Origin of the sequence: Neisseria mucosa (assembly GCF_003044445.1) — a bacterium.
Classification (GTDB): domain Bacteria; phylum Pseudomonadota; class Gammaproteobacteria; order Burkholderiales; family Neisseriaceae; genus Neisseria; species Neisseria mucosa_A.
The window spans coordinates 88,319-108,971 of sequence record NZ_POWX01000004.1 but is presented as its reverse complement, the minus strand read 5'-3'; the positions used below and the strand labels follow the sequence as shown (position 1 = coordinate 108,971).

Genomic DNA, 20,653 nt, shown 5'->3' with positions numbered 1-20,653 from the left:
TGTGGAATGAGATAGGGAAATCGGATGCGTGTATTTTTATTACAAATTTTTAAAAGTGCGGATATTTTTGGGAAATATCTTATAAATCAATGTCTGACTGTCTTTTATCAGTGTATCAGAATTCGGATTTTTTGATGATGGCGGAGTTTGAAAGACAGAGCAGGGGCGGATTGTGAACAAAAAACAGCAGTTTTCAGACGACTTTTACGCCATCTTGTTATTTTGTAAGATAAAATAAACTTACGATAAAAGAATAATTGCTAAAAATCGTTTTGAAATACGAGTAAATATCATTATTAAGCATTTGATATAAAAGTATATATCTATGTATTTATTAGATAAATTTGCGAAGTGTAAGCAAATGCAAATGGTGTTATAAAATTTCAGAAAAATAACTAAGTTTGACTTCCATCAAAAATCATCATGGGTAGAATGACACGGCTTTTACATTTGTGTATGGTTGAAAAAAGAAGGATGGGTCGTCTGAAAAGTAATTGTTTATTTTCTAAATTATGGTTTTAGTAGATTTGGTTGCAGCGATGAAGCCGAAGTTTTCAGACGACCACTTACGCTTTGAACCATCGGTTTGCTTGTAGTTTTATTTCTGTCTGTGAAAATTGCCGACAATATCCGTTATCATCATCCGAGTGGAATGATAGGTTATTAAGTTCTATAAGAATCAATTAATTATAAAAATTATATTGTCGCTCATAGCGATTGACAGCACTATTACACCGATTAAGGTCGTCTGAAAAGCGACATCTATAAAAAGTGAACAAACCCTCCCTACCATGAGAAAAGGAACATAATCATGACCGTCATCAAGCAAGAAGACTTTATCCAAAGTATCTGCGATGCCTTCCAATTCATTAGCTATTACCATCCGAAAGACTACATTGACGCGCTCTATAAAGCGTGGCAGAAGGAAGAAAATCCCGCCGCTAAAGACGCGATGACGCAGATTTTGGTCAACAGCCGTATGTGTGCGGAAAACAACCGCCCCATCTGCCAAGATACCGGTATCGCAACCGTTTTCCTCAAAGTCGGCATGAACGTCCAATGGGATGCGGACATGAGCGTGGAAGAGATGGTTAACGAAGGCGTACGCCGCGCCTACACTTGGGAAGGCAACACCCTGCGCGCGTCCGTTCTCGCCGACCCTGCCGGCAAGCGTCAAAACACCAAAGACAACACCCCCGCCGTCATCCATATGAGCATCGTGCCGGGCGATAAAGTCGAAGTAACCTGCGCGGCAAAAGGCGGCGGCTCTGAAAACAAATCCAAACTCGCCATGCTCAATCCTTCCGACAACATCGTCGATTGGGTGTTGAAAACCATTCCGACCATGGGTGCGGGCTGGTGTCCTCCCGGCATTTTGGGCATCGGCATCGGTGGTACGCCCGAAAAAGCCGTGTTGATGGCGAAAGAATCCCTGATGAGCCACATCGACATTCAAGAGTTGCAGGAAAAAGCCGCGTCAGGCGCAGAATTGTCCACCACAGAAGCCCTGCGCCTCGAACTCTTTGAAAAAGTCAACGCGCTGGGCATCGGCGCACAAGGTTTGGGCGGTCTGACCACCGTGTTGGACGTCAAAATCCTCGATTACCCGACCCATGCCGCTTCCAAACCGATTGCCATGATTCCGAACTGCGCCGCCACCCGCCACGTCGAATTCGAATTGGACGGCTCAGGTCCGGTCGAACTGACTCCGCCGCGCGTTGAAGATTGGCCCGATTTGATTTACAGCCCCGACAACGGCAAACGCATTGATGTCGATAAACTGACCAAAGAAGAAGTCGCCAGCTGGAAAACCGGCGACGTATTGCTGCTGAACGGCAAAATCCTCACCGGCCGCGATGCCGCGCACAAGCGTCTCGTCGATATGCTCGATAAAGGCGAAGAATTGCCCGTCGATTTCACCAACCGCCTGATTTACTACGTCGGCCCCGTCGATCCGGTCGGCGACGAAGTTGTCGGTCCCGCAGGTCCGACCACCGCCACCCGCATGGACAAATTCACCCGCCAAATGCTCGAACAAACCGGCCTCTTGGGTATGATCGGCAAATCCGAGCGCGGCGCAGCCACCTGCGAAGCCATTGCCGACAACAAAGCCGTGTACCTCATGGCAGTCGGCGGCGCGGCGTATCTCGTGGCGAAAGCCATCAAATCTTCCAAAGTATTGGCGTTCCCCGAATTGGGCATGGAGGCGGTTTACGAGTTTGAAGTCAAAGACATGCCCGTAACCGTCGCCGTGGACAGCAAAGGCGAGTCCATCCACGCCACCGCCCCACGTAAATGGCAGGCAAAAATCGGCATCATCCCCGTCGAGTCCTAATGTCTTGATGCTGGGTTGAAAAGGTCGTCTGAAAACTTGAAACAGGGTTTTCAGACGACCTTTTGGCTAATACGGTTTCAATGACGTAAAACCGGCATCCGTATTCCGGCAAAACCCTGCGACAAAGCGTAAAAAACCGCTATAATTGCTGACAATTTTCCCTTTCAGACGACCTTCTTAAACCGAGAGGTCGTCTGAAAAAACAGACAAGGAAGAAATCCGATGAAAAACTACCAAGCGCCCGACGAGAAGGGCTTTTTCGGCGAACACGGCGGACTTTATGTCTCCGAAACCCTGATTCCCGCCTTACAAGAGCTGGCGGATGCCTATAAAGCAGCGAAAAACGACCCGTCGTTTTGGGAAGAGTTCCACCGCGATTTGAAACACTACGTCGGCCGCCCCAGCCCCGTTTACCATGCCGCGCGATTGTCCGAGCATTTGGGCGGCGCGCAAATCTGGTTGAAACGCGAAGACTTGAACCATACCGGCGCACACAAGGTAAACAACACCATCGGTCAGGCATTGCTTGCCCGCCGCATGGGCAAAAAACGCGTCATCGCCGAAACCGGCGCGGGTCAACACGGCGTGGCTTCCGCCACCGTCGCCGCCCGCTTCGGCATGACTTGCGACGTGTACATGGGCGCGGACGACATCCAGCGTCAAATGCCCAACGTGTTCCGCATGAAATTATTGGGCGCAAACGTGGTCAGTGTCGACAGCGGCAGCCGCACGCTGAAAGACGCGATGAATGAAGCCATGCGCGAATGGGTCGCCCGCGTGGACGATACGTTCTACATCATCGGCACCGCAGCCGGCCCCGCGCCGTATCCCGAAATGGTGCGCGATTTCCAATGCGTTATCGGCAACGAAGCCAAAGCGCAGATGCAGGAAGCCATCGGCAGACAGCCTGACGTCGCCGTTGCCTGCGTCGGCGGCGGATCGAACGCCATCGGACTGTTCCACCCGTATATCGGCGAAGAAAACGTGCGCCTCGTCGGCGTGGAAGCCGGCGGTTTGGGCGTGGATACCCCCGACCACGCCGCACCGATTACCAGCAAAGCCCCCATCGGCGTATTGCACGGCTTCCGCAGCTACCTGATGCAGGACGAAAACGGTCAAGTTTTGGGGACGCACTCCGTTTCCGCAGGCTTGGATTACCCCGGCATCGGCCCGGAACACAGCCACCTGAACGACATCCAACGCGTCGAATACACCGTCGCCAAAGACGACGAAGCACTCGAAGCCTTTGATTTATTGTGCCGCTTCGAAGGCATCATCCCCGCGCTCGAATCCAGCCACGCCCTCGCATGGGCAGTCGCCAACGCGCCGAAGATGGGCAAAGACCAAGTGATTCTGGTCAACCTGTCCGGCCGCGGCGATAAAGACATCAATACCGTGGCGAAGTTGAAAGGGATTGAGTTGTAAGCATCTCCGTTGAGCGGATAAAGACAAGAGGTCGTCTGAAAACTGGGTAAATAGGTTTCAGACGACCTTTTACCTTTTCAATAACAAAGTATAGTGGATTAACTTTAAATCAGGACAAGGCGACGAAGCCGCAGACAGTACAGATAGTACGGCAAGGCGAGGCAACGCCGTACTGGTTTAAAGTTAATCCACTATAAAGTTATGGAGGTTTGGTCTGCCGCATGATGCCGTTATAATGCGGGTTGCAGCATTTTGAAAGGGCAGGGTGATGGAAGAATGGTTTGAACGGACTATTATCGGCCGCTATACGGCGGAGCGGGAAAAGCAGTTTTTTGCGCATTACTTGGAGCGGTTTGCGCCATGCGGTGTTCAAACCGTCGTCCAGCAAGGTGGTGAATGGTTGGGGTCGTCTGAAAACGTGGTTGCCGTGCCTCATGATGTATTGATGACGGCGGATGCTATGGCTTGGGAAAGTCATTCTATTGATGTGCTGCTGATGCCGCACAGTCATGAAACTGCCGCGCTGACGCAAGTGCTGCATGAAGCGTCCAGGGTGTTGAAACCTGAAGGGCGGTTGGTTTTGACGGGATTTAATCCGAAATCTTTGTGGTTTTTCAGCAAGTGGTTTGATGGAACGCGCTTGCCTAAAAAGGAGCATTGCCTGACTTTGCCGGCTTTGAAGCAGCGGCTGGCGGATTTAGATTTTGAGGTGGAGTTTGGGAAGTTTATGGTGTACCTGCCTGCTGTGAATTCGCAAAATGGGCTGCGGTTTTGGCGTTTTATGGAGAAGGCGGGGGATAGGTGGTGGCCGCAGTGCGCGGCGGTGTACGGTTTGGTTTTGGTTAAACGTATGGCGGGGGTTACGCCGTTGCCGGAGTTTGAAAAAATATTGGGAACGCAGACAGTGGCTTTGGGGGCGGCGCGGATTTCGGATTGAGAAATGCGGTGTTGATAAAACCGGCATGACTGGTTTTCAGACGACGTTTTGGGGCTGAATATTTGAAAACAGCAGGTTTGACTCCATAAAAATAGCCTCTTCTATATTTGTCATTTTGCCTTGGATTTGCTGCTTGCTTCCTGTAAAGCCGATTGGTTGCAAATTGTCAGGCTGCTTTTGCATCGGTAGAATCGCAGGTCGTCTGAAAGATCGATGTTGACTGTATTAGCTTGAGGATAAAGAAAAATGCCGGAATTGCCTGAGGTGGAAACGACTTTGCGCGGTATCAGCCCGCATATTCAAGGTAAAAAGGTGGCGGATGTCGTGTTGCGCCAAACCAAGCTGCGTTGGCAGGTCAATCCGCAGTTGGCGGAGCTTTTGGCGGGGCAGGAGGTGTTGAGTTGTCGTCGGCGGGCGAAATATCTGATTATCGGTTTTGCAACGGGTATTTTGTTGATTCATCTGGGTATGTCGGGCAGCTTACGGATTTTTACGGATGGCGACGCGCGGATTGATCATCCTGATAAACATGATCATGTGGACATTGTGTTTGCGGATGGAACGGTGTTGCGCTATCACGACCCGCGTAAGTTCGGCGCAATTTTGTGGTACGAAGGCATTGCGGAACATCATCCGCTCCTTGAGAAACTGGGCCACGAGCCGCTTTCAGACGACTTTTCCGCCGATTATCTGTATCAAAAGCTCAAAACGCAAAAACGCGCGGTCAAATTGGCTCTGATGGACAATGCCGTCGTGGTCGGTGTGGGCAATATTTATGCGAACGAAAGCCTGTTTAAAGCGGGTATTTCGCCGCACCGCCCAGCGGACAAGATTAAGAAAAAAGAATGTGCCGTCTTGGTGGAGACGGTCAAAGCAGTGTTGCAGCGCGCGATTGAAACCGGCGGCAGTACGTTGCGCGACTTCGTCAACAGCGACGGCAAAAGCGGCTATTTCCAGCAGGAATATACGGTGTACGGCAGACACAACGAACCCTGCGTCCGTTGCGGCGGTTTGGTACAGAAGGAAGTTCTGGGGCAGCGCGGGACGTTTTATTGTCCGAACTGCCAGAAATAATGTTTGAACCTGTTTTCAGACGATCCCTTCAATAATTCAGGTCGTCTGAAAATTCTATTACTATGATTTGATACACATTTAATACGAAAAGAAAAACAGTTATGCACTCACGAAAAGCACCGTTTTTTACCCGTTTGGGCAGATTGTTCCGCCTGACGGGATGGCTGTTCCGAACCGGAAGTCATTTGCGCCGTATCGATGCCGGCAATCCTGCCGAACGCGACCATGCGGTCATCACTTTGGGCAAAGGCGCGCTGGAAGCCTTGGATATTGAATTGGAAATCGGCACGCCGCCCGTAGATAATGTGAATGGTGCTTTGGTGGCGGCAAATCATGTGTCTTGGCTGGATATTTTTGCCATGAGCGCGGTGTATCCGAGTAGCTTTATCGCCAAGCAAGAGATTAAAAACTGGCCGGTGTTGGGTAAAATGGGGCAAAATGCAGGTACGGTGTTTATCAACCGCAATTCCCGCCGCGATGTCGAGCCGATTAACCAAGCCATCTGCGCTGCGTTGAAAGCAGGGCAGAATGTCAGCTTTTTCCCCGAGGCGCGGACTTCTTTGGGCTTGGATATTTTGCCGTTCAAAGCCGCGCTCTTCCAATCCGCCATTGATGCCGACGCGCCTGTTCAGGCGGTTACGCTGCGCTATTATGATGATGCCGGTAAAAGGACGACGATTCCGTCTTATGCGCAAGTCGATTTGGTGCGCTCGCTCTGGCGTATCGTTTCCATGAAAAAGCTGCGCATTCGTATTGATTTTGCCGCCCCGATTCGCCCCGGTAAAGACGAAGACCGCTTTATGTTGAAAGACAAAGTAGAAAGCAGCATCCGCGAAGTCGTATTGTCCGATGCACATGATTCCGAAAAATAATTCCAAGCTGGGGGCTTGTTTTCTTTCAGACGACCTCTATTTGATTGAAACATTCGCAGATTGATTTTCATAGCTTCAGGTAATTAATATTATTTGAACTATAAATTATACAAATCAAACTCCCTGCGCTAGAATGCACCCATTCACTCGTATCATTCCCTAAACCTAAAATTTCAAGGAGATCCAAAATGGCTTTGCAAGATCGTACCGGTCAAAAAGTACCTTCCGTCGTATTCCGTACCCGCGTGGGCGACACTTGGAAAGATGTTTCCACTGATGATTTGTTCAAAGGCAAAAAAGTAGTCGTATTCTCTCTGCCTGGTGCATTTACTCCGACTTGTTCTTCTTCCCACCTGCCACGTTACAACGAATTGTTCGGCGCGTTCAAAGAAAACGGCGTTGACGCAATCTACTGCGTATCTGTAAACGATACTTTCGTGATGAACGCTTGGGCTGCCGCAGAAGAATCTGACAACATCTACATGATTCCTGATGGCAACGGCGAATTTACCGAAGGCATGGGCATGCTGGTCGGCAAAGAAGACTTGGGCTTCGGCAAACGCTCTTGGCGTTACTCCATGCTGGTTAACGACGGCGTGATTGAAAAAATGTTCATCGAGCCTGAAGAGCCGGGCGATCCTTTCAAAGTGTCTGACGCTGACACTATGTTGAAATTCATCGCTCCTGACTGGAAAGCTCAAGAGTCTGTTGCCATCTTCACCAAACCTGGCTGCCAATTCTGCGCTAAAGCTAAAAAGGCTTTGCAAGACAAAGGTCTGTCTTACGAAGAAATCGTATTGGGCAAAGATGCAACTGTTACTTCCGTTCGCGCCATCACCGGCAAGATGACTGCTCCTCAAGTCTTCATCGGCGGCAAATACATCGGCGGCAGCGAAGATTTGGAAGCTTACTTGGCTAAAAACTGATTGCCTAGTGCTTTAAGACGGTTTGAATAAAACCGTCTGAACAGAAAAATAGAGTTATTCAGACGATACGCTACACGGTCGTTCTGAATAGCTCTATATTTACAAGTAGAATTTGAGATTATTGTTTTAAATCGAGATTTTTAAAATGGCTATTGATTTTATATTATCGATAGTTTTTTAGAGAGGTCGTCTGAAAACTTGATACGCTTCACGCTGATACCGCTTCGGACGCTCAACAAAAAAAGGACAAAGATTATGAAAAAAATTCAAGCAGATGTCGTCGTAATTGGCGGCGGTACTGCCGGCATGGGCGCGTTTCGCAATGCCCGTTTACATTCGGATAATGTTTACCTGATTGAAAACAACGTGTTCGGCACGACCTGCGCGCGCGTGGGCTGTATGCCTTCCAAGCTCTTGATTGCCGCCGCAGAAGCGCGTCATCACGCATTGCATACCGATCCGTTCGGCGTGCATTTGGACAAAGACAGCATCGTCGTTAATGGCGAAGAAGTGATGTACCGTGTCAAATCCGAGCGCGACCGTTTTGTCGGCTTTGTCGTTGCCGATGTGGAAGAGTGGCCTGCCGACAAGCGCATTATGGGTTCGGCTAAATTTATCGACGAGCATACCGTCCAAATCGACGACCATACCCAAATCACGGCAAAAAGTTTCGTAATTGCCACCGGTTCGCGTCCTGTCATCCTGCCGCAGTGGCAGTCTTTGGGCGACCGTTTGATTATCAACGACGACGTTTTTTCATGGGATACGCTGCCTAAGAGCGTTGCCGTGTTCGGACCGGGCGTTATCGGTTTGGAACTGGGTCAGGCATTGCACCGTTTGGGCGTGAAAGTTGAAATTTTCGGCTTGGGCGGCATCATCGGCGGCATTTCCGACCCTGTCGTTTCAGACGAGGCAAAAGCCGTGTTCGGCGAAGAATTGAAACTGCATTTGGATGCTAAAACCGAGGTCAAACTCGATGCGGACGGCAATGTAGAAGTCCATTGGGAGCAGGACGGCGAAAAAGGCATCTTTGTTGCCGAATATATGCTGGCAGCCGTAGGCCGCCGTCCGAACGTTGACAATATCGGTTTGGAAAACATCAATATCGAAAAAGACGCGCGCGGCGTACCCGTTGCCGATCCGCTGACCATGCAAACCAGCATTCCGCATATCTTCATCGCGGGAGATGCGTCCAATCAATTGCCTCTGCTGCACGAAGCTGCGGATCAAGGCAAGATTGCCGGCGACAACGCGGGCCGCTACCCGAATATCGTCGGCGGTTTGCGCCGCAGCACCATCGGCGTAGTGTTCACCAGTCCGCAAATCGGCTTTGTCGGTTTGAAATACGCGCAGGTTGCCGAACAATACCAACACGACGAATTTGTCATAGGCGAAGTATCGTTCAAAAACCAAGGCCGCAGCCGCGTGATGCTGGTAAACAAAGGCCATATGCGCCTGTATGCCGAAAAAGCCACCGGCCGCTTCATCGGTGCAGAAATCTTAGGCCCGGCCGCCGAACATTTGGCGCACCTGTTGGCATGGGCGCATCAAATGAAGATGACCGTTCCGCAAATGCTGGATATGCCGTTCTACCACCCTGTTATCGAGGAAGGTCTGCGCACCGCGTTGCGCGATGCCGATGCGAAGTTGAAAGAGGCTTGATGGTTTGACTTAGTTAATCAGCAGGAATGAAAGGTCGTCTGAAAACCTGATGATTTAAGGTTTTCAGATGACCTTTTTTGTCTTTACGTTGCGGAATAAAATCAGTTGCTGGGTAATGTGTAGTCGGATACTTGTATTCGACGAATATTTAATGCTTCTGCTTCCTTTAGGTGTTGTGGCAGATGGAGATGTCAGATTCAAGAATCTGACCTACAGCTGTCCTCTCTACCAAAGTGAAAGGTCGTCTGAAAACCTGATTCAAAGTTTTCAGACGACCTTTTATCTCTCGATTCAAATATTGTCGGGTGGTTCAATATCGGTTTCGCCGATTCCCGCATTTTTCCGATACTGTCCTGGCGAAATCCCGTATTGTTTTTTAAACGCTTTGCCGAAGTGGGTTTCGGATTGGAAGCCGACGTTCAGCGCGACGGATAAGACAGAATCGGCGGTTTGCCGCAGCAATACGGCGGCTTGGCGCAGGCGGATGAGGTTGACGAAGGCGTGGGGGCTGATGCCGGTTTGCTGTTTGAACAGGCGCATGAGTTGGGCGCGGGAGAGATTGGCAAGCGCGGTCATTTTTTCGATGTTCCATTCGTCTTCGGGGCGGCTGACGACGGTTTGGATAAGCTGGCGCAGGCGTTTGTCGCGCAGGCCGTTGAGTATGCCGCCCAAAGGCGCTTCTCCGCCTTGTTCGAGATGGGCGCGGACGATGAGGACGAGGAGGACGGAGGAAAGGGCGTTGACGATGGCGCGCGAGCCGGAAAGCGTGTGCGCGCTTTCGTATTGCAACATGGAAATGAGGCATTGCAGCGAGGGATGGTCCATCTTGATAAGGACGGTTTCGGGCAGGTCGTGCATGATGTCGGCGTGTTCGTCGTATTCGAAGCGGGCGCAAAACAAATCGAGGCTTTTTTCGCCGCCGCTACGGGACGAAGCGACCGTGAATGCGCCGCTGTTGTCGATATGCGGTGTATCGCCGCAGTTGTTGCAGTCCGCTTCGCTGCTGATGATGTGTTCCGCGCCGCGCGGGAAAAAGATAAGGTCGCCGGTTTGCAAGAGACGTGCTTCGGGTTCGCCTTCGATTTTGATGTAGCTTTCTCCGGCGACGACAAGGTGCGCGATGCCGTGTGCGCGCCTGCGTCCGTGCGGTGCGTACCATTTGTCGCGGAACAGGCATTGTATGTCCACGCTGCCGGTGATTTGCGCCAGTTCGATGAGTTTGTCCAAAGTGTCCATAAGTGTTTTTTGCAAGTGAATGAGATGATTTGACGATTATAATAGTCAAATTATTGCAATAATGCCATTCATCGGATGTAAAGATGGCGGATTAAATTTTAAATCCGCCATGAAAGAGCAGCATCCTACATATCAAACACATTGGAAAGGAAATCAAAATGTTTCAAAATTGGCCCGAACACACCGCACACGTTAAAAAATCTTTCGGCGAGCTGGGTAAAAACCACCCGAAAATGCTGCAAGCCTACGGCGCGCTGGAACAAGCCGCCGCAGCCGAAGCATTGGATGCGAAAACCCGCGAACTGATTGCCATCGCCGTTGCCATCACTACCCGTTGCGAAAGCTGCATCAGCGTACATGCCGCCGCAGCCGCCAAAGCGGGTGCGACTGAAAGCGAAATCGCCGGCGCGCTGGCGACCGCTATTTCCTTGAACGCAGGCGCAGCCTACACTTATGCCCTGCGCGCTTTGGAAGCGGTTGACGCGCAGCGTTGATTTTTGTCTCAAAGGGTCGTCTGAAAACAACTCCCGTTTCAGACGACCCTTCTGCTGACGGGCATTGCTTTTTGCCGCCGAACCGTTTAGATTGATGTCTTTGTTCAACCGTTTGGAGAAACAACCATGAAAAAATTACTGACTGCTGCGCTGACTGCCGCCGCACTCGTCCTTCCTGCCGCCGTATCCTATGCCGCGCCCGCTGCCAAAGCCGCCAGCGCGCAACCTGCCAAAGCAAAAGGCGTATGGATTGACGTACGTTCTGAAGAAGAATTCAAATCCGGCCACCTGCAAGGCTCGGTCAACATTCCGCACGAACAAATCGTCGAACGCATCAAAAGCGTCAGCCCCGACAAAAACGCGCCCGTCAACCTCTACTGCCGCAGCGGCCGCCGTGCCGAAGTCGCGCTTGCCGAGTTGAAAAAAGCAGGCTACACCAACGTAACCAACCACGGCGGTTACGAAGACTTGCTGAAAAAAGGTTTGAAATAACAACAAACAAGGTCGTCTGAAAAAGTTTCAGACGACCTTTTATCCAAGGAAAAACATGAAACCGATACGCACTTTCGCCGCAGCCGCCATTCTCGCCGCCCTGACCGCCTGCGCTTCACATAGCGGCGATGCCGCCCGACAACCCGATTCCCGACAAAGTTCAGCCATGAATCAAACCCATACCGCCGTCAGCAAATACAGCTTCGACGATACCGTCCGCCGTTTGGAAACCGCCGTCAAAGGAAAAGGCATGACCGTGTTCGCCGTCATCGACCACCAAGCCGCCGCGCGACAAAGCGGTTTGGACATGCAGCCCGCGAAAGTCATCGTTTTCGGCACGCCCAAAGCAGGCACGCCGCTGATGCAAAAAGACCCTGCTTTCGCCCTGCAACTGCCATTGCGCGTCCTCGTTACCGAAACCGACGGCGCAGTCCAAGTCGTATTCAACGACACGCGCGCGCTGGTGTCGGGCAGCAAAATCGAGTTTGCCGAAGTGGAAAACACACTCGCCAACGCGGAAAAACTGATCCGTAAAACGGTAGCGGAATAGGGATAAACCAAATAATCGAAAGGTCGTCTGAAACCGACAAAAGGTTTCAGACGACCTTTATTGTTAATAGGCTTACTATTCTTCAGAAGCGTCGAATATAGAGTGGATTAACTTTAAACCAGTACGGCGTTGCCTCGCCTTAGCTCAAAGAGAACGATTCTCTAAGGTGCTGAAGCACCAAGTGAATCGGTTCCGTACTATCTGTACTGTCTGCGGCTTCGTCGCCTTGTCCTGATTTTTGTTAATCCACTATATTTCTTCGTCCCAGCTGCTTTTGAGTGCGGCGTGAATAGTGTCCATGTCGAATCCGCGGTAGGCGAGGAAACGCGCTTGTTTTTGTTTGTCTTTCAAATCGGCGGCAGGCTGTTTGAATTTTTTGCGTAACACGGCGACTGCGGTTTGCAGTTCGCGCGCTTTGTCGGGCATGAATTCGTGGCTGACGGTTTCGTCTATGCCTTGCTGCGCCAATGCCTGTTTCAGACGCAGGGAGCCGTGTTGACGGCTTTTGCTGTGGATGTAGGCTTCGGCGTAGCGTTGGTCGGATTGCCAGTTGCGTTCGGCAAATTCGTCCAACACGTTTTCCAATTCTTCTTCGCTTTCGGCATACGGGGCGAGCTTGCGCTTGAGTCCGACACGGCTGATTTCTTGTCGGGAAAGGATGTCCATCGCGCGGGCGCGCAGGGATTTTTGGGGTTTCATGCAGAGGTCGTCTGAAAAGGTCGATTCGTAGGTCAGATACTTGAATCTGACTTTAGGGGTCGGATAGAGGAGAGATAAGAAACTTTCATTCTGTCATTCTCTTTGTTCGGGAATGACGAGTCTTTTTATTTCCACTGCTTTATTTTCAGACGACCTTTTGAAGTAGGAATAAAGGTCGTCTGAAAACAAGGGTGCCGATTTATTCGTCGTCTTCCGCTTTTTTCGGTCGCAGGTTTTCGTAGATTTCGGGCAGCGAGCCGATAATCCAGTCGGGCTTGGTCGCTTTGTCTTGTGAGAGCAGAGTCATGTCGCCGTAGCCGAAGGTTACGCCGACGCTGAGGCAGCCGGCGGCTTTGGCGGCGATAATGTCGTTGCGGGAGTCGCCGACCATAATCATGTTGGCGGGATCAATGCCCAAAACTTCGGCGGCGTGTTGCAGCGGCAATGGGCTGGGTTTCTTTTCGGGCAGGCTGTCGCCGCCGAGAATCAGGCTGAAGTAGTCGGCGAGTCCGAGCTGTTTCAAGAGTTCGGCGGCGAGGATTTCGTTTTTGTTGGTGATGACCACCAGCGGGATACCCAGCGATTTGAGCAATGCCAGTCCGGCTGCGGTTTCGGGGTAGGGGCGGGTGAAGTCGCTTAAGTGGTCGCGGTAGTATTTCATGTAGAACACGAAACCTTTTTCCCACAAATCGGGCGCAGCTTCTTGGTCGCGGTCGTCGGTGATGACGCGGTGGACGAGTTTGCCGATGCCGTCGCCGACGTAGCTTTCTACCGTTTTAGCGGGAAGCGGCTCCATGCCGAGATATTCGCGCATGGCTTCGGCTGCGGCGGCAAGGTCGGGGACGGAATCGCATAATGTGCCGTCCAAATCAAAAGCTGCGGCTTGGACGTGTTCGATGGCGGCGGTCATGATGTGTTTGCTCGTGAATGATAGGGACGCGTATTTTAACATTGTTTCCCGATAGGTAGTTTTCAGATGGATTGTTAACAATATAGTTGGAGCTTGAAATGGCATTTCATTGATTTTCAGAAGCTTTGACTTTGAAAGGCAGGCTGATTCAATTTTCAGACGACCTTTTTTAAAAACAAAGGTTTTTGGAGAGCGTTCAGAAAATAGGAACATTCTGTAAAGGGATGGATGAAGCAGTTTGAATGTCCTCTTCAGTCGTCTGAAAAATAAAACCATATATAAATTAATCAATTTTGAAAATACCGACTACATGCTATTACATTTCATTTGGAAATTGGTTATAGTTACAGCTGCAAAGTCTTTAAACCTCAATCCGACATGAGAAGGAAGAGCAATGTCCCAATCCGCAGCAAAAGAAACCCTTAATCCTTTCGAAATCGCCCGCAAACAGGTCAAAACCGCCTGCGACCGACTCAATGCCGATCCCGCGGTTTATGAAATCCTGAAAAACCCGCAACGCGTTTTGGAAGTTACCTTCCCCGTCAAACTCGACGACGGCACGGTCAAAACCTTCACCGGCTACCGTTCGCAACACAACAATGCCGTCGGCCCTTACAAAGGCGGCGTGCGCTTCCATCCCCATGTGAATCTGGACGAAGTCAAAGCCCTGTCGATTTGGATGACCATCAAATGCTGCGTTGCGGGCATTCCTTACGGCGGCGGAAAAGGCGGCATTACCTTGGATCCGCGCGATTACTCAGAAGCCGAGTTGGAACGCATTTCACGCGCTTATTCTGAAGCCATTTCTCCGCTCATCGGCGAAAAAATCGATATTCCTGCACCTGATGTGAACACCAACGGCAAAATCATGTCGTGGATGGTCGATGCCTACGAAAACGTCGTTAAAAAATCCGCGCCCGGCGTGTTCACCGGCAAACCGGTCGAATTCGGCGGCTCTTTGGCGCGTACCGAAGCAACGGGTTACGGCGTAAACTTCGCCGCCGTCCAAGCTTTGGAAAAACTCGGCAAAGACGTGAAAGGCGCAACCTACGCCATTCAAGGTTTCGGCAATGTGGGCTATCACACAGGCTATTACGCGCATCAATCCGGCGCGAAAATCGTTGCCGTTTCTACCGTCGATGTCGCCATCTACAATGAAAACGGCTTGGATATGGAAGCCCTGTTCAAAGAGTTCCAAGAAAAAGGCTTTATTACCAATGAAGCGGGCTACGGCAAAGAAATCAGCAACGCCGAACTCTTGGCGCTGGATGTGGACGTACTCGCCCCTTGTGCGCTGGAAAACCAACTGACTTCGGAAAACGCCGGCAAAGTGCGCGCTAAAATCGTGGTCGAAGGCGCAAATGGCCCGACTACGCCTGAAGCCGATGCCATCCTGCGTCAAAACGGCGTGTTGGTCGTCCCCGATATTTTGGCGAACTGCGGCGGCGTGGTCGTTTCCTATTTCGAATGGGTGCAAAACCTGCAAGGCTATTACTGGGAATTTGACGAAGTTCAGGAAAAAGAAACCGTCGTCCTGCGCCGCGCGTTCCGCGATATTTGGAATCTGGCACAAGAGTATGACGTGGACCTGCGTACCGCGTCGTACATGATGAGTATCCGTCGTGTTGAAAAAGCGATGAAGCTGCGCGGCTGGTACTAATTAAATTTTGAAGGATTGGTTTGAGAAAAAAGGTCGTCTGAAAATTTTTCAGACGACCTTTTGGTTTGTGTGGCGGATAGTGCTTAAAAATGGAGCGGGCGGACTGACGGCATTGCGGGTCGTATGTCTGCGGATAGGGGAGGTACGTCGATTGTCAGGTTTTTCTTGGAAGAGCGGGTGTGAATGTCGAGGTTGACGTGCAGCGGTAAACCCGAACCGGCAGCCGGGACGGGCTGATAGATTTTGCCATCGAGGTTGATGCACTTGAATGGCGTTTTTTCCCCTTTGCTGAAGGTGAACGCCAATTTTTGCAGCGTTTTTTCTTCATCTTTATCAGTATGGGGGTAAGACAGGCAAAGCAGTGTGCTGAATCTGCGATCCTCTTGCCAAACGGTAAACCCTGCCTTTTTGATATTCTTCATAGAAGAGGCAAACTTGATTTCGTAGGGATGTTTCAGTTTGGCCTTAAAGACGGGAGATAGCTTTTCAGACGACCCTTTGTCTAACACATAGGTGTATTGATCGCCGAACATGACCCAGCCGCCTGCGGGCGCATCTTCCGTAGCGGAGCCAAGCTTCCCGAAAGAGAGGATGCTGTCGTTGCCTTCGCGGATAGAAGGTGTGCCGTCGTCTGAAAAAGCAGCGCAGCCTGCAAGAAGGAATACTGCGGATAAAAAGGGGAAGGCGTATGTTTTCATAATGTTTGTTTGAAGGTATTTAAAATCAGGCAAATGGGGGAATACTCAATCCGAATTGTTCCAACAAGCCGACCGTTTCGTAAACGGGCAGGCCCATCACGCCGGTGAAGCTGCCTTGCAAATGCTCGACAAACACGCCGCCCAAACCCTGAATGCCATACGCGCCCGCTTTGTCCATCGGTTCGCCGCTTCGGATATAGGCGGATATTTCTTCGGCAGACAAGGTTTTGAAACGTACATCGCTGGTTTGCAAAACGCCGTGCGTTTTCCCTTGCCAATATACGCATACGGCAGTCAGCACCTGATGCGTCTGCCCTGAAAGCCGGGCGAGCATTTCGGCTGCTTGGGCTTCGGTTTCCGGTTTGCCGAGGATGTGGTTTTGATAGGCGACCGTAGTGTCGGCGGTCAGAATCGGATATTCGGGCGACGCGTCGTGTGTGGCAAACCATTGCTCGACAGCGGCGGCATTTTTTTCCTGCGCCATACGTTGCACATAATCGGCGGCTTTTTCGTCGGAATGCGGCGTTTCGTCGATGTCGGCAGGGAGACGGATAACTTTGAATCCTAGGTTTTCCAGAATTTCGCGGCGGCGCGGGCTGCCGGAGGCTAGGTAGAGTGTGTGCATAAAACTTTCTTTTTTAAAGGGATATAAGGTCGTCTGAAAATTATTTTGACTGTTTGTGTTGGCCGGACAGGCGCACATAATGCGCGGAAGAATATTTCAAAAATTCTTTTTCTTTTTCGGTCAGCGGGCGGACTTGTTTGACGGGCGAGCCGACATAAAGATAGCCGCTTTCCAAACGTTTGCGTGGTGGCACCAAGCTACCTGCGCCTATCATCACGTCGTCTTCGATGACGGTATCGTCCAGAATAATCGTACCCATCCCAATCAACACACGATCGCCGATGCGGCAGCCGTGCAGCATGACTTTGTGTCCGACGGTTACGTCTTCGCCGATAATCAGGGGCGAGCCTTCAGGCTTTTCCGCGTTTTTGTGCGAAACGTGTAAAACGCTGCCGTCCTGCACATTACTGCGCGCGCCGATGCTGATGCTGTTCACGTCGCCGCGCAACACGGCATACGGCCAAACGGATACGTCTTCGGCAAGCGATACTTCGCCGATGATGACGGAGGTTTCGTCGATGAGGCAGGATTCGTGAATTTGCGGAGTATGGTCTAAGAAGGGGCGGATAGGGTTCATGTTGTTTCTTCCTTTTTGATAGTGTGGCAGGTTTCAGACGACCTGCGGCTCGGTATGGCGAAAGTATGCCGTTTTGACGCAGGTGAGGCAAGGACGGCGTCTGCCGAGATGTCGTCATGTCTTTGTAAACAATATTTTTATGGTTATATAGTGGATTAACTTTAAACCAGTACGGCGTTGCCTCGCCTTGCCGTACTATTTGTACTGTCTGCGGCTTCGTCGCCTTGTCCTGATTTAAATTTAATCCACTATAGAACCATTTTCCGTTAAGCCTGCATCTCTTGTTTGCCGAAGGTGAAAAATTGTCCGTTATTATCTTGTAGTTGCAAGTAGCTGCAAATCATTCTCTTGCCATTTGAATTAGAATGATATATATTTTTAAAAAATATTTCATAAAATAACGAAACCCGATGGTTTGTTTTCAAACGGATTTGACGGGTTTCCCATCCTGCAAACCTCCGCTTCCATCCCATATCTGTTTTCAAACCTATCCAATCCACCTTGTTTAAATAAAGGCGGCCTGAAGGTCGTCTGAAACTTTATGAAGGATATTCACATGAGCGAAACACAAGAGCTGACTTTTGCCAAACGGCTGAAAGAGCAGACTACAACTATTCACGATAGCGTGGACAACTTGGTTATGTCTGTCGAGCCGTTTACCAGCAAAGAGAACTACATCAAATTTTTGAAACTGCAATCCGTGTTCCACAAAGCGGTCGATCATATCTATAAAGATCTGGAGTTGAACAAAGCCATTCCCGAGCTGGAATACATGGCGCGTTACGAAGCGGTAACGCAAGACTTGGCTGATTTGGGTGACAAACCTTACGAATACGGCAAACCGCTGCCACACGAAACCGGCAACAAAGCCATCGGTTGGCTGTATTGCGCCGAAGGTTCCAATTTGGGCGCGGCATTTTTGTTTAAACACGCGCAAAAACTGGATTACACCGGCGAACACGGTGCGCGCCACCTCGCTCCCCATCCGAACGGCCGCGGCAAACATTGGCGTGCCTTTGTCGAGCATCTGAATGCTTTGGGTTTAAGCCCTGAAGCCGAAGCCGAAGCGATTCAAGGCGCAAAAGATGCGTTTGCGTTCTACAAAGTCGTTCTGCGCGAAACTTTCGGTCTGCCTGAAGGCGCGGAAGCTCCGGAAGGCTTTGTTCCGCACCGTCATTAATGGTTTGACGATATAAGTAGAGGTCGTCTGAAACACATCTGTATGCACGGATTCATAAATTCTGTTTTCAGACGACCTTCATGCTGATGTAAGTTTAGTACCGTTTGGTTATCCGCATTTGCGGTATATTTTAATTGGTTTGATGTAAATAATTATCAAATATTTTATCACCATCATTCCAAAATACCATTATCACATTCAGGAGTTTGACCATGAAGGAATCATTTAAATTAAGTATGTTGGCGATTGCCTGCAGCATCGCATTGAGTGCATGCGGCTCAAGCGGTGGTGGCACGCCGTCTGCACAGCCTGCACCGACCCCGCAACAGCCGGGCAATAATTCCGGCTCGGGCGGAGGAGGTGATTCAAAACAAACAGAAGACGCTAAGAAAGCCGAAGAAGCCAAGAAAGCCGAAGACGCTAAGAAAGCTGAAGAGGCTAAGAAAGCTGAAGAAGCTAAGAAAGCTGAAGAGGCCAAGAAAGCTGAGGAAGCCAAGAAAGCTGAGGAAGCTAAGAAAGCTGAGGAAGCTAAGAAAGCCAATGAGGCCAATTCAGGTCAAGGTTTTGGCGGCGAAGGCAAAGTAATGGGCAAGGCTTTGGATGGCGGTGTCTTGGTAGCGAAAAAACGTGAAACCGGCGATTTGGAATATGCCAAAACCGAAGCTCCGACTGCCTCGGATAAAAACAGCGTCGTACTTGATGGTGTCGCCATTAATACCAAAGACGTTAAAGCAGGTGAGTTCACGTTGGGCGAAAGAAGTACGAACGGCGGTAAAGCCGATGCAGCACAATATGCGATACACAGCGGCGACCTGCTGTCTGATGTTCGCTACGGCGGTGTTGCCGATGTAACCAATCTGCGTGATTTCAAACAAGCTTTATTTGTACAAGGTACTCCTGCCGGAAGCGATACTGTTGCCGCTCTAAAAGGCGAAGCCACTTATAAAGGTATCGGTTTGCATTTTGCAAACGGACTGCCGGTCAATACCAGTTTGTTAAACGAGCTTCCTGATACAAGTGCCGAGTCTAAATTGGCAAACCTGTATTCTGCCGCCAGAGCAACCGATGTTACCGCAAAAGTCAATTTCGACCAGAAAACCATCAATGTCGGCATCAACCGCTATTCCGATCAAACGGTTGGCGGTGGTAGCGGTGGCAATAGGATTGCAGGTGTCGTCAAATCCAATGCGCGCGATATGGCGGAAAACCTGTCTTTCAATGGCGATTTGCACGGCAACACCTTCTCCAACAAGCAAGGTACGATGCAAGGCGGATTCTTTGGTGCGAAGGCAGACCAACTTGCCGGTACATATAGTGCGGCAGGTAAAAACCAACGTGATGAAGACGTAGTGGCGCGCGGTGTGTTTGGTGCAAAACGCCAAGATGCAGCTCAAGCAGGCGGACAGCCTGATGCGCCGGTTGCCAAACCTGATGCGCCCGTAACCAAACCTAAAGTTGATGCCGCCGCAGCCGAATTGAAAAAAGGTGAAACAGGCGAGCAATACGTCTTATCGAATATCGCGGACTTGACCAAAGTCATTATCAACGGTACGGCAATCGCTTTGGCACCTGTTACCAACAAGCTCCATCAAACTGAATTGGGTTCGGACTACAAGTCGTTTGTTGCTTCAGGCAATTTGAGCAATGTTGTCTTCGGTGCTGCAAAACTTGCCGATAATGCCTACTCCTTGTTTGTTCAGGGTGAAATGAGTGCTTCTCTGCCGTCCGGTACTGCCAAATATGCCGGCGATGTGTTGAATTTCCGTGCCCGCAACTTGGATGATAAGGAGAACTGGGTGGGTGATACAGGAGGCTACCGTACTACCGGTTCGTTTACCGCAGATGTCAACTTCGATACCAAGACTATCGCAGGTAAAATCAATAGTGGTGACAGATGGTTCATGAATGAACGAGCCTTTACTGCAAATATTGCAGGCAGCAGCTTTAATGGTAAATGGGATTCCGGTGTGCAAGGTTCTATCTCAGGCGGATTCTACGGCGACAAAGCTGCCGAAATGGCGGGACGATACAGTTACAATGAAACACCAGGTGATAATGGCTCTTCAAGTAACAACGCTTTCGGTGTATTCGGCGGTAAAAAACAATAACCGTCTGTTTAAGCTGAAAACAAACCGCCTGAAAGGGCGGTTTGTTTTTGAGTGGGTAGGATTTTCAGACGACCTTTTACGGTATAGTGGATTAAATTTAAACCAGTACGGCGTTGCCTCGCCTTGCCGTACTATTTGTACTGTCTGCGGCTTCGTTGCCTTGTCCTGATTTAAATTTAATCCACCATAACAA

At 50.3% G+C, this 20,653-nt stretch carries 19 protein-coding genes and 1 pseudogene; 13 read left to right on the top strand and 7 right to left on the bottom strand.

All coding sequences use genetic code 11. The features are described 5' to 3' along the window. Positions 1-811: 811 nt before the first annotated feature. From DBY90_RS03730 to DBY90_RS03700, 7 genes are all read left to right on the top strand, one after another. Positions 812-2,335, top strand: coding sequence for a fumarate hydratase (locus tag DBY90_RS03730; RefSeq protein WP_070493566.1), 1,524 nt, complete (start codon positions 812-814; stop codon positions 2,333-2,335). A gap of 222 nt (positions 2,336-2,557) precedes the next feature. Continuing rightward, on the top strand, positions 2,558-3,760 hold the full coding sequence (gene trpB / locus DBY90_RS03725) for a tryptophan synthase subunit beta (protein WP_003740753.1): 1,203 nt from the start codon (positions 2,558-2,560) through the stop codon (positions 3,758-3,760). Between the two features lie 268 nt (positions 3,761-4,028). After that, positions 4,029-4,697, top strand: coding sequence for a class I SAM-dependent methyltransferase (locus tag DBY90_RS03720; RefSeq protein WP_070491235.1), 669 nt, complete (start codon positions 4,029-4,031; stop codon positions 4,695-4,697). Positions 4,698-4,943: 246 nt separating this feature from the next. Next, entirely contained in the window at positions 4,944-5,771 is an 828-nt protein-coding gene (gene mutM / locus DBY90_RS03715; RefSeq protein ID WP_070491237.1) for a bifunctional DNA-formamidopyrimidine glycosylase/DNA-(apurinic or apyrimidinic site) lyase, read from the top strand. A 101-nt stretch (positions 5,772-5,872) separates the two neighbouring features. Further along, positions 5,873-6,643, top strand: a complete 771-nt coding sequence (locus DBY90_RS03710; protein ID WP_070491239.1) for a 1-acylglycerol-3-phosphate O-acyltransferase — start codon at positions 5,873-5,875, stop codon at positions 6,641-6,643. Between the two features lie 188 nt (positions 6,644-6,831). Further along, complete coding sequence (locus DBY90_RS03705) at positions 6,832-7,569, top strand: redoxin family protein (RefSeq protein WP_070491241.1); 738 nt, start codon at positions 6,832-6,834, stop codon at positions 7,567-7,569. 255 nt (positions 7,570-7,824) lie between these two features. Next, the gene (locus tag DBY90_RS03700) at positions 7,825-9,231 is read left to right on the top strand and encodes a dihydrolipoyl dehydrogenase (protein WP_070491244.1); all 1,407 of its coding nucleotides are present in this window, start codon (positions 7,825-7,827) and stop codon (positions 9,229-9,231) included. Positions 9,232-9,522: 291 nt separating this feature from the next. Here the strand turns inward: DBY90_RS03700 and DBY90_RS03695 are convergent, their stop codons facing one another. After that, entirely contained in the window at positions 9,523-10,467 is a 945-nt protein-coding gene (locus DBY90_RS03695) for a helix-turn-helix transcriptional regulator (protein WP_070491246.1), read from the bottom strand. 158 nt (positions 10,468-10,625) lie between these two features. Here DBY90_RS03695 and DBY90_RS03690 point away from each other — a divergent pair, with 158 nt between their 5' ends. From DBY90_RS03690 to DBY90_RS03680, 3 genes are all read left to right on the top strand, one after another. Next, on the top strand, positions 10,626-10,961 hold the full coding sequence (locus tag DBY90_RS03690) for a carboxymuconolactone decarboxylase family protein (protein WP_003740764.1): 336 nt from the start codon (positions 10,626-10,628) through the stop codon (positions 10,959-10,961). 126 nt (positions 10,962-11,087) lie between these two features. Next, complete coding sequence (locus DBY90_RS03685; RefSeq protein WP_070491248.1) at positions 11,088-11,453, top strand: rhodanese-like domain-containing protein; 366 nt, start codon at positions 11,088-11,090, stop codon at positions 11,451-11,453. Between the two features lie 55 nt (positions 11,454-11,508). Beyond that, positions 11,509-12,003, top strand: a complete 495-nt coding sequence (locus tag DBY90_RS03680) for a DUF302 domain-containing protein (RefSeq protein WP_107986555.1) — start codon at positions 11,509-11,511, stop codon at positions 12,001-12,003. Positions 12,004-12,252: 249 nt separating this feature from the next. Here DBY90_RS03680 and recX read toward each other — a convergent pair whose 3' ends face one another. Both recX and DBY90_RS03670 read right to left on the bottom strand, forming a co-directional pair. After that, positions 12,253-12,702, bottom strand: coding sequence for a recombination regulator RecX (recX, locus tag DBY90_RS03675; RefSeq protein WP_107986552.1), 450 nt, complete (start codon positions 12,700-12,702; stop codon positions 12,253-12,255). Positions 12,703-12,901: 199 nt separating this feature from the next. Continuing rightward, the gene (locus DBY90_RS03670; protein ID WP_070491255.1) at positions 12,902-13,612 is read right to left on the bottom strand and encodes a phosphoglycolate phosphatase; all 711 of its coding nucleotides are present in this window, start codon (positions 13,610-13,612) and stop codon (positions 12,902-12,904) included. A gap of 394 nt (positions 13,613-14,006) precedes the next feature. Here DBY90_RS03670 and DBY90_RS03665 point away from each other — a divergent pair, with 394 nt between their 5' ends. Beyond that, entirely contained in the window at positions 14,007-15,272 is a 1,266-nt protein-coding gene (locus DBY90_RS03665) for a Glu/Leu/Phe/Val family dehydrogenase (protein WP_070491257.1), read from the top strand. 83 nt (positions 15,273-15,355) lie between these two features. On the opposite strand, the gene DBY90_RS03660 is transcribed toward DBY90_RS03665, so the two are convergent. From DBY90_RS03660 to DBY90_RS03650, 3 genes are read right to left on the bottom strand one after another with little or no spacing between them, the layout of a single operon-like run. Next, entirely contained in the window at positions 15,356-15,970 is a 615-nt protein-coding gene (locus DBY90_RS03660) for a hypothetical protein (protein WP_107986550.1), read from the bottom strand. A 25-nt stretch (positions 15,971-15,995) separates the two neighbouring features. After that, positions 15,996-16,595: a Maf family protein gene (locus DBY90_RS03655; protein WP_070492326.1), complete on the bottom strand. Its 600-nt coding sequence runs from the start codon at positions 16,593-16,595 to the stop codon at positions 15,996-15,998. Between the two features lie 40 nt (positions 16,596-16,635). Beyond that, positions 16,636-17,172, bottom strand: a complete 537-nt coding sequence (locus DBY90_RS03650) for a gamma carbonic anhydrase family protein (RefSeq protein WP_019270852.1) — start codon at positions 17,170-17,172, stop codon at positions 16,636-16,638. 556 nt (positions 17,173-17,728) lie between these two features. Between DBY90_RS03650 and DBY90_RS03640 the strand changes: the two genes are divergently transcribed. Together DBY90_RS03640 and DBY90_RS03635 are read left to right on the top strand one after the other, a co-directional pair. Further along, the gene (locus tag DBY90_RS03640; protein ID WP_070492321.1) at positions 17,729-18,352 is read left to right on the top strand and encodes a biliverdin-producing heme oxygenase; all 624 of its coding nucleotides are present in this window, start codon (positions 17,729-17,731) and stop codon (positions 18,350-18,352) included. 212 nt (positions 18,353-18,564) lie between these two features. Continuing rightward, positions 18,565-20,460, top strand: coding sequence for a transferrin-binding protein-like solute binding protein (locus tag DBY90_RS03635; protein WP_070492319.1), 1,896 nt, complete (start codon positions 18,565-18,567; stop codon positions 20,458-20,460). A gap of 45 nt (positions 20,461-20,505) precedes the next feature. Here DBY90_RS03635 and DBY90_RS13105 read toward each other — a convergent pair. After that, positions 20,506-20,649, bottom strand: a pseudogene (locus tag DBY90_RS13105) (IS5/IS1182 family transposase); the annotation flags it as partial. Positions 20,650-20,653 lie beyond the last annotated feature (4 nt).